This is a genomic window from Vibrio sp. NC2, from assembly GCF_025195005.1.
Lineage (GTDB): Bacteria > Pseudomonadota > Gammaproteobacteria > Enterobacterales > Vibrionaceae > Vibrio > Vibrio splendidus.
In genome coordinates this window covers 52,717-65,118 of sequence record NZ_JANVFC010000018.1, presented here as the reverse complement: position 1 = coordinate 65,118, position 12,402 = coordinate 52,717, and the positions used below count along the sequence as shown (strand labels likewise).

The window sequence follows — 12,402 nt, the reverse complement described above, 5'->3', positions numbered from 1 at the left end:
AAAACAAAAATAAACAAGGTGCAAGCTGACGCGCGAACAGGGATAATTGTTTTGATAATTAAACCAACCTCAAACCCCCAGCCGATAAAGACTAATGACCACATATTCGTATATAGACATCCCATTTAACCTGCGCCACACCTGTTGGTTTTGTGGTGAACCTTCCAATGATGTTGTTGAATTCCCTAAGATTGCTCAGGCTATTGCCAAGATAGACTATTCACCGATTGCACTGCCTGCTTGCAAGGAGTGCGCGAGTGTTAGGTATGCAAAGGATCTAACCTCAATTTGGGCTGTGCGCGATCAGATAAAACACGCACTCATCGATAAGTACGCAAAGCACCTAGGCATAGGTGAGAACTGGACGGAACAAGAGCTTATTGATTCTGACTTTTCAGGTTCGACACTTGGCGGGTTTGGGCGCAGTGCTTGGAAGATGTATCAAATCGCCAAACAGCGAATCGACTATAAAGGTTGGCCTTTATCGGTTGATGACATTGTAATCGAGGTCTACGACGAAACCAGTGGCTTTGAATTCGACGGTACTCGTTATGCTTCAATCAATTCGTGTATCGATTATTTCACTAAGGCTGCGGGCGTAGACAAAGAGCTGCTATCGCAACTTGTCGACATCGTTTCAACAGACCGTTTTAGCTACGCGCTTCGAATCGCCAAGCTGAACAAGAATGTCTCTAATACCAAACGCTCAGAGATCGTCGAAGAGGTGTTACAGCAAGAGTCTGAGCAAGAAGAGATACAGCTTGAACAAGCCAATTCACTGTTCAACCCAAATGTCGAAGAGGTGAGTATTTCAGGCTCAATAGCGCCTGTATTTGCCATTCAATGGGCAATGATGAATAACGTTAAAGATTTAGCTCACCTTTGTGCGCTCGAGGATGATTATTTTGACTATTTCGAGCATCTTGGTGGCCCTGCGGCTTTCATGTCTTATAACGGCCTACAACTCTATTTAGAGTCGCGTCAAGATCCTGAATGGATAGAAAAGTCGGATCCAAATAAACAGTATTGGTGAACATGCCTACCTACTGGTGAACACGTGTAAGCTCGATGATCGTGTCAAACACCCATTGTTAGTCCTTGTTTTATATAAAGATCTAAAAACAGAACCCTATAACAGTTAATTGTTGCAATTCGGTTAAATAGAGTAAAAACTTCAAGCATCTAAAACTATTTAATCACTGCCATCTTGCGGTGAGTAAGGAGTGAATTGTGCTTGCTGTTCTTCGTATTATTTTGGCTACGGTGTTTATTATTTTCACCACCCTCTGTGCTTTTGTTTACTGCTTGTTTAGCCCCAAGAACCCCAAGCATGTGTACGTTTTCTGTCGTTGGTTCAACCAGCTACAAAAGATCGTCGGTGTAAAACTGATGCAGCGCGGCCTAGACAATGCGCCGACATCAGAAAAAAGCGTCTACATCTCTAACCACCAAAGCATATTAGACTTTGTGACCGACCCAGGAATGCTAAGACCTCGCACTGTTTCATTGGGCAAGCGCGATTTGTTGTATGTCCCTTTCTTTGGTCTGCTGTATTGGATCACCGGTAACATCATGATTAACCGCGAAGATAAATCCAAAGCACGCGATACCATCAAGCAAGTGGCAGAAGCCATTCATCAGCGAGATCTGTCTGTTTGGGTTTACCCTGAAGGAACGCGCAGTAAAGGGCGTGGACTACTGCCATTCAAAACGGGCGCTTTTCGAATGGCGATTGAAGCTGGCGTGCCTATCACCCCGATGTGTACCAGCACCACACACAATAAGATTGACCTCAACCGAGTTAATAATGGCGTTGTGATCACCGAGATGCTTGAACCTATCGATGTGACTGGCTACAAGATCAGCGACGCTAGAGAACTGGCCAATCGCTGTCACGCAATCATGGCTGAAAAAATAGCAGAGCTTGATGCCGAAGTGGCTCGTATAGAGGCTCAACAAAATCCAGAGCTGGATTCAGACCGTTCTTCTACGCGCTAACAAGGTAGTCACAGAAGGAACAAGAGCTAACTCGCAACGAATACACTGAGTCATCGCTCAATTACTTTAAAAGACACTCAACGATCGCAACTCTCATTGTTCTTGTTTTACATGCCGGCGCTTATCCGCAAAATAAAAACAGGCGTTAATGGCTTTAAAGAGCAATGGGAGTAAACGATGGAAGTGATTCACCATGGCGGAAAACATACTGTCACCGGATCTTGTCACGAACTAAGAGATTCAGGCCAAGCGGTGCTCATCGACTGTGGCCTTTTTCAAGGTTCAGATCTTCAAGGCAAAAAGATTCAAGGTTCGGACACCCGCCCTCTTGAGATTGAATTTGAAACTTCCCACCTCAACGCTCTGCTGCTGACCCATACCCACATTGATCATATTGGCCGATTACCTTGGTTACTCGCCAGTGGATTTAACCAGCCAATTTATTGCACGCAAGCCACCGCCGAACTCGCTCCTTTAATGATTGAGGATGGGTTAAAACTACAAGGGCTCAGCAATAAACAATCGAAGCTGATACTCAAAAAGATTCATTCGTTGATAGCTCCCAAGCCCTACGGGGAATGGTTTCCCATCACGTCCACACAGCAAAACAACGGAAAGGGTCATCACAGGCTAAATACTCTGTATGCCCGTTTTCAACCTGCAGGGCATATCTTAGGTTCGGCCTATATAGAGATTAAGTTACCAAGCCAAGAGGTCGTAGTCTTCTCTGGCGACCTGGGCCCAACTAACACACCACTGCTGCCCGATCCTCTGCCACCACAACAAGCCGATTACCTATTTATCGAATCAACTTACGGCACCAGTACACATGATGATATTGCTACGCGATCTGAGCGTCTCAAGGCAATTATTGATCGTTCACTACTTGATGGTGGCGTTATTTTAATTCCGGCTTTTAGCATCGGCAGAACACAAGAACTGCTGTTTGATATCGAAAATCTGATCTTTGAGCATCAACTCAGCAGCGATATTCCTATTATTCTCGACTCACCTATGGCTCAGAAAGTGACGCGTTCATACCGACGCTTTAAAGAGTTGTGGGGGCAAGAAGCAAAGCAACGTCTTGAACTGAAACGTCACCCACTCGCTTTTGAACAATGCATTACTGTTGATGGGCATAGAATGCACAAGAAAATCGTTAATCGCCTTAAGTCGACAGGTGAACCCGCAATTGTGGTTGCAGCTTCTGGGATGTGTCAGGGCGGCAGGATCATGAACTACTTATCGGCTTTGCTTCCAGATAAACGCACCGATGTCATTTTAGCGGGCTATCAAGCACACGGAACGCTCGGGCGTGAGTTGCAACAAGGTAAAACACAGGTTTTTATTGATAACAAAGACGTTGAGGTTAATGCTCAAATTCATGGCATGTCTGGCTACTCAGCTCATGCCGATAAAGAAGATCTCTACCGATTCATAGAAGGCATCGCGACTCCACCGAAAGAGGTGCATTTGATTCACGGTGAGCCAAATACTCAGTCTGAATTCGCTCAAGAACTAAAGGAGCGAGGGTTTGTGGTTGTTTGAAACACGCATCAAACTAGCCACTTTCACTCAGTAAACATGAAGTCCTCAACTATCGAACCTTCAAAAAACACAGTTTCTTATACCTGCGAGATCACTCGATGCAGGTGATATATTCCAATCAAATCCATCTCACCACTCATATATCAGCCGTTCATGCTAAGCGATTTTAACCGCTGTTTTTCTCGATTTTGTCTCTTCTGCATGGCTCAAATTTCCATTTTTGTATTAATCACTATTTATTCACTCTGCAAAACGCCAACAAATACACACAATTGCATATAAAGTTAAATGGAACGATTATCGAATTAGAACTAAGCGTTAACAAACCCCCTCTGTAACTTGCTTTATGTCACAGTAATCCTAATGCGCAGTTAAATAATTTAACACTTGGGTTACAAGTGAAGTATTGTGTTGTTCGAAAAACAATCATAAGTAAAACTAACAGGGAAAATACTCATGCAGTCATTCGTTGATTTTTTGAATGGAATAATCTGGAGCCCAGTACTTATCTACCTATGTTTAGGTGCAGGTTTGTTCTACTCCATCATGACTCGATTTGTTCAAATCCGTCACTTCTTTGAAATGTGGCGCTTGCTACTATCAGGTAAAAGCTCTGCAAAAGGCATCTCGTCTTTCCAAGCTCTTGCCGTTTCGCTATCTGGCCGTGTAGGTACAGGTAACATTGCTGGTGTTGCTGCCGCTATCGGTTTCGGTGGCCCGGGTGCAGTATTCTGGATGTGGGTTGTAGCCTTCTTTGGCGCCGCGACTGCTTACGCAGAATCTACGCTAGCGCAAATCTACAAAGAAGAAGACGAAGGCCAGTTCCGTGGCGGTCCGGCTTACTACATTGAAAAAGCAATGGGCCAGAAGTGGTACGCATGGATCTTCGCTATCTCGACTATTTTTGCATGTGGTATTTTGCTTCCAGGTGTTCAGTCAAACAGTATTGGTAATGCTGTAGAAGCTGCATTTGGCTCAGGCGACATGATTGAAACAGCTATCGGTACATTCAGTTTCGCTAAAATTTTCACTGGTACTGTTGTTGCTATCATCCTTGCTTTCATCATCTTTGGTGGTGTTAAACGTATTGCGAACTTCACACAAATTGTTGTTCCATTCATGGCATTGGCTTACATCATTATCGCGTTCGTTATCATCTTGCTAAACATCGGCCAAGTGCCAGCTGTTTTCGGAATGATTCTTGGTGATGCATTCACACCTATGGCGGGCTTTGGTGCTGCAATTGGCTGGGGTGTTAAGCGTGGTGTTTACTCAAACGAAGCGGGTCAAGGTACAGGTCCTCACGCGGCAGCAGCGGCAAATGTCGATCACCCAGCTCAGCAAGGTTTGGTACAAGCGTTCTCTATCTACATCGATACTCTTCTAGTATGTTCTGCTACAGCGTTCATGATCATCATCACTGGTGCTTACAACGTTCACGGCGGCGCTGAAGGTGTGTTCCTTGTTCAGAACCTAGCAGCAAACATTGGTGCGAATGGTCCTGTATTTACACAGCTTGCTATTGAAAGTGCACTACCAGGCATTGGTAAGCCATTCATCGCATTTGCTCTGTTCTTCTTCGCATTTACAACGATTCTTGCTTACTACTACATCGCAGAAACGAATATTGCTTACCTACGTCGTACCATCAAGATCCCTGGCATGATGTTCGTACTTAAGCTTGTTCTTATCACTGCGGTTTTCTATGGCACAGTCAAAACAGCTAACCTTGCATGGGCAATGGGTGATGTTGGTGTTGGCTTGATGGCATGGTTAAACATCGTTGGTATTCTGATCATCTTCTTCATGTCTAAGCCTGCGCTTAAAGCGCTAGCAGACTACGAAGAACAGCAGAAACAAGGCGTAACTGAGTACACATTCAACCCTGTAAAACTAGGCATTAAAGGTGCTACTTACTGGGAAGAGAAGTACAAGCGTAAAACAGGCAAGTCTCCTGAAGCAGAAGCTGCAGACACTAAACCTGTAGAGCAACCTTCAGCTTAAGCTTTCCTTAGCAAATAGATCGCTTTAACAAATAGCGCTATTAATAACGCATAAAAAAGGGGTTAGCCATTTCAGCTAACCCCTTTTGTTTTATTCATAACCAATAAACGGCTTATAACAAACTAACTGTTCCCAAGTTAGAGCATTAAGCAGCGATTTCTTGTGTTGCCATTTGAGGTGCTTTCTTCTCACCAACAGGCAGTACTGTGCGGCCGTATTCGTTGTTGATTACTTGTGCCATTGCAAAGTAGATAGCTGAAGCGCCACAGAAGATACCTTCAAAACCAGCGATAGTGCCGATCAAAGAGCTGCCCGTGAAATTATGAGCTGCAAGTAGGAAGAACAAGATAGTTAGTGAACCGAATACTACCTGCTTCGCTACTGGGTAGCATAGAGAACCGATGAACATGAAGCCTGTGAAGATGCCCCATAATAGTAGATACCAACCCATGAATGCTGCAGGGCTTGCTGGTAGACCCATGTAAGGCATTACAATCAAACCAACCAAAGACAACCAGAACAGACCGTAAGAAGTAAATGCAGTTGTACCGAACGTGTCACCACGTTTGAAACACATTGTGCCCACGATAACTTGGCTCAAACCACCGTAAAAAATACCCATCGCAAGGATCATTGAATCCATTGGGAAGAAACCTGCGTTGTGGATATTAAGAAGAATAGTGGTCATACCGAAACCCATTAAGCCTAGTGGCGCTGGGTTAGCTAGTTTGGTCGACATTGCGAATTTACCTTATTAAAGTGGTTGATTAAAAAAAATCGATAAAATTTGTAAGAAAATTTTAATCTATAAACCGCCATAAAGGATAATCCAGTTATCGAAAACTAAGATTGTGTAAATGATCCTATGGAAAATTAGTTTCATAACGACGCTAATTAATTCATAGAAACTATAAGTAAGCAGATTCCCTATCACGCTATAAAAAAGATGCGAGTAACGAGATACGAAAAGAGTCTTTAGATTTGAGTAAGCGCCCCCTTAATAGCAAACGTAGGCAACAGAGGACGAGCTCTTCGTTACTCGTATCCCGTATCTACTCACTCAGTCGTCATTCCAGAATCGAGGGACGAAATGTCTGGAATCTCCTTAAGCAAAAACACCGATGATAAACGCAAGAGATTCCCTATCGCGTTCGTTCCTCACTGTAGGGAATGACGAGGTTTGGCCTAGAGATGCGGGTAACGAGATACGAAGAGCGTATTGAGATTGAGTAAGCGTGAAACTAAATAGCAAACACGAGTAATAATAGGGCGAGCTTTTCGTTACCCGTTTACTCGCATCCCGTATCTATTCATTGAATCGTCATTTCAGAATCGAGGAACGAGATATCAGGAATCTCGCCCTCTCCTGTAATCTTAAATTACGCTTGTTGTGGTTTAGATTCAGACACTGGAGATTGAACTTCTGAAGAAGCGTTTTTACTCGCATCTCGTTTAGCTAACAGAGTCACAAGGATAAGCTGAGCAACAAGAGCGCCTAACACAACCAATGCACTTCCTGTAAAGCCTGCCACTACAAAACTAATCAGAGCAATCGAACCGTTCATCAACGCATAAGGAAGCTGTGTCTTAAAGTGTTCAAACTGGTCACACCCTGCCCCGGTTGAAGAAAGAATCGTTGTTTCAGAGATCGGTGAGCAATGGTCACCAAACAAACCACCAGACAACACAGCGCCAATTGCGACGAGTAGCGGTGCATCAATCGCAATCGCGGTTGGAATAACCAATGGCATCATTATCGCGAAGGTTCCCCACGACGATCCCGTTGCGAATGAAATAATCGCCGACAACAAAAAAGCGACCGCTGGTACTAACCAGTATGGAAACCACTTTGCGCTTGTTCAGCAATATAAGCCGCTGCACCCAACTCTTTACCAACGGTGCTTAATGCCCAAGCCAATACCAAGATGATCGCGACTGGCATCATGTTTCCCATACCTTTTAAGTACACAGAAACACCATCTGAAAGCTTTCTTACACCGTAGTAAGCCATTAGCGAGATTAAGGTAATCGCCGCAAAGAAGTAAGCCGATGATAAAGCAGCTCTGAACGATGAACCCGCGACCTTTTGGAATGGGAAGCCTTGAGGAACTAACATCGCACACAACACCACCAGCATCACTAACAATGGTGCCCAGACAAAAGATGCCTTTGCATTTTTATGCGAGAACGGATTTAGTGATTCGTTATTCACGCCAGAGTTAATTCCCGCTTGGCAATCACGCTCAGCTTTTGCCATTGGCCCAAAATCTAAACCTTTAACGGACACTAACGGGACGATGAAAATCGCTAGGAATGCGTAGAACTGAAAAGGAATTGCACCGATGAAAGCATCCCAATCAGACATGTTGACATTCAACGCCGTGAACTCTTTTTGAATTAGACTCATGATGTAAACGCCCCACCCAATGAAAGGGATAAGAATAGCAACAGGCGACGAGGTTGAGTCGATGATGAATGCTAGCTTCTGTCTTGAGAGTTTTAGTTTATCGAAAAGAGGACGAAAAACAGGGCCAACAATTAAAGGGGTGCCTAAGTCTGAGAAAAATATCACGATTCCACCCAACCATGCTGAAATTTGAGCTTGGCATTTGTTGCTTACCCATTGAGTAACACGTTTTGCAAACGCAACACCACCACCCGACTTCTCCATCAGAGCAACAAAGCCACCGATGAACACCAACAGCATGATCACACCTGCGTTATAGCTGTCGGTAAGTTGAGGGACTAAGTAACCTTTCACCATGGTACCAAACGTATCAAGCGGGTTAAGTTCGCTAAACATACCAGTGAGCATTGCCACACCACTCAGCACGCCTGCAAATAAGCCTATCACCACATTCCTTGTCGCCAACGACAACACTAAAGTAATCACAATGGGGATGAGTGACGTGATATCTGTCTGTTCCATAGGTACACCTTAACCCTAAAATAAAAGGAATAAATATAAATTAAATTTGAATATAAATTCACAACTACCATTTGTACAGAACTTTATCCTCTAACTGGATAATTAGTCTTTGAATGCGCTTCAACATAGCCAAATAGACCAATAGCCCTCCTTAGATAGCCAAGTTCGAAACGAAAAAAAGCCGAAAGTAGAAACTTTCGGCTTTTGATTATTTATATCATTATGGTCGTACTACTGAACTCGTCGGTTAGACCGCTTTTCAGTATTCAAACGATCAATTACAGCTAATTTCATCCCAGAACCAATTCGACTGAACAGGGCTTTCCCATACACCTGGGCCGTTTTTAGCCACGAAACACTTGCCGTTATGCGTCACTTTATCACCGTTACTCACTTGGCTAACGCCCGCTTGCCATGTGATAAACACCGATGGGTCAACGACGACAGGCGGCTCGGTAACAGGTGGTTCAACTGGTGTTGGGTCAACCGGATCAGGATCGACAGGTGCAGGGTCAACTGGCGATGGATCTGTCACGGGTGGAGTTGGCTCTCCAGCAACCAATTTCCAAGGGCCGCCATTGGCAGGGTCATCCCCTTGTGTCCACCATTTCGCTTCGTAGGTTGCACCATTGTGAGTAACTTGGTCGCCAGCGTTGTAAACCTTGGTCGCACTCCAACCGTTACCACCGGGATCAGTACCAGGATCTACCGGATCCAGCTTATCGACCACTTTCACTTCAGGCCAACTCGCATGAGAACCATAAAAGTTGGTCACACACTTCTCGTAATCGCCAGCCACCAGCGCAGAATAAGCGGTTTGGAAGCCCACAAGCTCACATTCAAATGAGTAGCCTTCTGGGCGGTCTGCGTAGTATTTCCAGTTGCCATCCCAGTTGGTGTACAACACATCGGTCGCGCCGTTGAGATTCAAGCTTCCGTAAGGCGTTTGCTGCCAACAAATATTGGCTTCATCCGCTTCTACCGGAATTTGATAGTGCGCCGCTAGCCCTTCCCAGTAACGAATACGGTTAACGGGTTGGCCTTTATCTTTGTTCTGCTCACCACATTCAATACCACCATTAATCACGTTGATTGTGGTACCAAAGCCATAACCAATACCTGCACCCAACTCGCGTTGAGAGGGAGTCCAAGTACGGTCAATCACGTGCAGCATGGCTGGTTTAGGAGCTTGAGGCGTAAGGAAGAACCAGATAGCAGAAGCCAAGTTCAACCAAGAATCAGCAACCAAGCCTGGATTATTCAATAGAACCGTCGCATCACCATCAAACATCACTTCCGAGAACGCGCCGTAGTTAAAATGGTAAGAAAGCTGTTTAGCACCACGTCCGAAGTAACCCTGCCCCGCGGCACATGGCCAACGTGCATTCTGCCAATCGTTCTGACCACAACCCGTGGTATAACCTTCTTGGCCTTCAGACCAACCCATTTCACGAACATGCACCAGCGCTTGCTGCCACTCTTCTAGAGCTAATGGGTTATCAGAGGTGTTGTCTATCGCGATATGACCGCCCGTCTCTTGCGAGAAATGAGCAAAGGCCGTAATGATGGACTTTTTACAAATGGCGTCGGAGTCACGGCCGTCGGTGTACTCTCCACAGAAGGCTGGGAACTTGCCAATCGCACGTAAGAAGCGAGTGTAAGTATATTCTGACGCTGCCATCTGAGTGAGGAAACCCCATTCAGATTGGGGGAAAACACGCTCGACTCGTTTCACGTTTTCAGGATTCGAGGCTAAGCCCGGTTCTATCGCTTCAACAATACTATTGGGACGAGTCTGTAATGCTTGTGACCAGATCGCATACATAGGATCGGATGTTTTCGCTTGTTCAGCAGCTTGTAGGGCCGACTTTTCAACAAGGTAACCATTCGGGTTTTGCGGATCAGGTTGGATGTTCAAAGACGCATGACTTTGCGCTGCCAATGTGCAGCCGAGCACTGTCGCCAAATATTTGATTTTTAACATGATGGATTCTCTTATCTGTCCTTAATAAGTCCATCAAAGAGTATGCTTCACATGTGAAATGGCCTAGCTGTAGCGGTGTGAATTTATAAAAAGTGCGAGTGATCTTTTTGATATATAGCTCAACACAACAAAGCGTCTCATGGTTTCTTGAGCTGATATCTAGTTTCCAACTGATTTGGTGTTTAGTTGTCAGCTATAAGCTTTTAATACCCTGAGTCAGAAATAAAAAAGCCCCGAACTGAGTTCGAGGCTTTTAATAACTAAGTCAAATCATGGCTAAGTCAAATAATAGCTAAATCAAAACTGGTTAAATCTCTAAGAGATTATTCCCACTCGATAGTTGCTGGTGGCTTACCAGAAATATCGTAAACAACACGTGAAATGCCGTTAACTTCGTTGATAATACGGTTAGAAACCTTACCTAGGAAGTCGTATGGTAGGTGTGCCCAATGAGCAGTCATGAAGTCGATAGTTTCTACAGCACGTAGAGATACAACCCAATCGTACTTACGGCCATCGCCCATTACGCCAACTGAACGTACTGGTAGGAATACCGTGAATGCTTGAGATACTTTGTGGTAAAGGTCAGCAGCGTGAAGCTCTTCAATGAAGATAGCATCAGCGCGACGCAGTAAATCACAGTACTCTTTCTTCACTTCGCCAAGTACACGAACACCTAGGCCTGGACCCGGGAATGGGTGGCGGTAAAGCATGTTGTATGGAAGACCAAGCTCTAGGCCGATCTTACGTACTTCATCTTTAAACAGCTCACGTAGAGGCTCAACAAGGCCCATTTCCATATCATCAGGAAGACCACCAACGTTGTGGTGAGATTTGATTACGTGTGCTTTGCCAGTCTTAGATGCTGCAGACTCGATTACGTCTGGGTAGATAGTACCCTGAGCAAGCCATTTAGCATTCTTCAGTTTCTTAGACTCTTCGTCGAAGATATCTACGAATACGTGACCGATGATCTTACGTTTCGCTTCAGGTTCAGCTTCGCCTTCCAGAGCGTTAAGGAAACGTTCTTCAGCATCAACTTTAATGATGTTAAGGCCGAATTGGTCACCAAACATGTCCATAACCTGCTCGCCTTCGTTTAAACGAAGAAGACCGTTATCAACAAATACACATGTTAGTTTGTCGCCGATAGCGCGGTGAGCAAGCATCGCTACTACTGATGAATCAACACCACCAGAAAGACCAAGGATAACTTCATCGTCACCTACTTGTTCTTTAATACGTGCAACTGCATCTTCAATGATAGACGCTGAAGTCCACAGACCTTCACAACCACACGCGTTAAGAACGAAGTTCTCAAGCATTTTTAGGCCGTTTTTAGTGTGCGTTACTTCTGGGTGGAATTGAACACCGTAGTATTTCTTATCTTCGTTTGCCATTGCTGCGTATGGGCAAGTGTCTGTCTCTGCGATTTTTGTGAAATCAGCAGGGATTTCAACCACTTTGTCACCGTGGCTCATCCAAACGTCTTGAGTTGTCTCAAGGTCTGCGAAAAGTGCAGATTCACCCGTTACTTGTACAGCAGCGTAGCCGAACTCGCGCTCAGTAGACGTTGCTACTTTACCGCCAAGTTGCTCAGCCATCGTTTGCATGCCGTAGCAGATACCGAAGACAGGAACACCTGAATCAAATACGTACTGAGGTGCACGTGGAGAATTCTCTTCCGTTACACTTTCAGGGCCACCAGATAGGATGATACCGTCTGGATTGAATTCACGAATATCCGCTTCTTCTACGTCCCAGCTCCAAAGTTCACAGTAAACACCGATCTCACGAATACGACGAGCTACTAGCTGTGTGTATTGAGAACCGAAGTCCAGAATTAGAATACGTTGGTCATGAATATTTTTAGTCATTGTAAGCAGTCTTATTGGCTATGTGATAAAACGGAGGCGAGTTTACTCACCTCTGATTAACT

The 12,402-nt window shown here is 44.8% G+C and carries 7 protein-coding genes and 1 pseudogene; 4 read left to right on the top strand and 4 right to left on the bottom strand.

The genetic code is table 11. From position 1 onward, the window contains the following. Nucleotides 1-94: 94 nt before the first annotated feature. The 4 genes from NX845_RS18645 (at nucleotide 95) to NX845_RS18630 (ending at nucleotide 5,550) form a co-directional block, all read left to right on the top strand. Nucleotides 95-1,033 carry a hypothetical protein gene (locus tag NX845_RS18645; RefSeq protein ID WP_260257067.1) on the top strand — a complete coding sequence of 313 codons (939 nt, stop codon included), beginning with the start codon at nucleotides 95-97 and terminating at the stop codon, nucleotides 1,031-1,033. Nucleotides 1,034-1,230: 197 nt separating this feature from the next. Next, complete coding sequence (locus tag NX845_RS18640) at nucleotides 1,231-1,998, top strand: 1-acylglycerol-3-phosphate O-acyltransferase (RefSeq protein WP_260257066.1); 768 nt, start codon at nucleotides 1,231-1,233, stop codon at nucleotides 1,996-1,998. A 177-nt stretch (nucleotides 1,999-2,175) separates the two neighbouring features. Beyond that, entirely contained in the window at nucleotides 2,176-3,546 is a 1,371-nt protein-coding gene (locus NX845_RS18635) for an MBL fold metallo-hydrolase (protein WP_065682667.1), read from the top strand. A 456-nt stretch (nucleotides 3,547-4,002) separates the two neighbouring features. Beyond that, a complete protein-coding gene (locus NX845_RS18630) occupies nucleotides 4,003-5,550 on the top strand; it encodes a sodium:alanine symporter family protein (protein WP_017084421.1) in 1,548 nt (515 codons plus the stop codon). A gap of 145 nt (nucleotides 5,551-5,695) precedes the next feature. Here NX845_RS18630 and NX845_RS18625 read toward each other — a convergent pair whose 3' ends face one another. From NX845_RS18625 to guaA, 4 genes and pseudogenes are all read right to left on the bottom strand, one after another. Then, nucleotides 5,696-6,289 (bottom strand): acetate uptake transporter, encoded by a 594-nt coding sequence (locus NX845_RS18625; protein ID WP_017106470.1) that lies wholly within the window; start codon nucleotides 6,287-6,289, stop codon nucleotides 5,696-5,698. Between the two features lie 640 nt (nucleotides 6,290-6,929). After that, a pseudogene (locus NX845_RS18620) lies at nucleotides 6,930-8,479 on the bottom strand (Na+/H+ antiporter NhaC family protein). Nucleotides 8,480-8,753: 274 nt separating this feature from the next. Then, nucleotides 8,754-10,463 (bottom strand): chitinase, encoded by a 1,710-nt coding sequence (locus tag NX845_RS18615; RefSeq protein ID WP_260257065.1) that lies wholly within the window; start codon nucleotides 10,461-10,463, stop codon nucleotides 8,754-8,756. Between the two features lie 323 nt (nucleotides 10,464-10,786). Continuing rightward, complete coding sequence (guaA, locus tag NX845_RS18610; RefSeq protein ID WP_017106473.1) at nucleotides 10,787-12,340, bottom strand: glutamine-hydrolyzing GMP synthase; 1,554 nt, start codon at nucleotides 12,338-12,340, stop codon at nucleotides 10,787-10,789. Between the last annotated feature and the right edge of the window lie 62 nt (nucleotides 12,341-12,402).

Excerpts from the sequence above, each read along its gene's own strand:
- NX845_RS18615 (WP_260257065.1), bottom strand. The coding sequence starts at position 10,463 with ATGTTAAAAATCAAATATTTGGCGACAGTGCTCGGCTGCACATTGGCA.
- NX845_RS18625 (WP_017106470.1), bottom strand. The coding sequence starts at position 6,289 with ATGTCGACCAAACTAGCTAACCCAGCGCCACTAGGCTTAATGGGTTTC.
- guaA (WP_017106473.1), bottom strand. The coding sequence starts at position 12,340 with ATGACTAAAAATATTCATGACCAACGTATTCTAATTCTGGACTTCGGT.
- NX845_RS18630 (WP_017084421.1), top strand. The coding sequence starts at position 4,003 with ATGCAGTCATTCGTTGATTTTTTGAATGGAATAATCTGGAGCCCAGTA.
- NX845_RS18645 (WP_260257067.1), top strand. The coding sequence starts at position 95 with ATGACCACATATTCGTATATAGACATCCCATTTAACCTGCGCCACACC.
- NX845_RS18635 (WP_065682667.1), top strand. The coding sequence starts at position 2,176 with ATGGAAGTGATTCACCATGGCGGAAAACATACTGTCACCGGATCTTGT.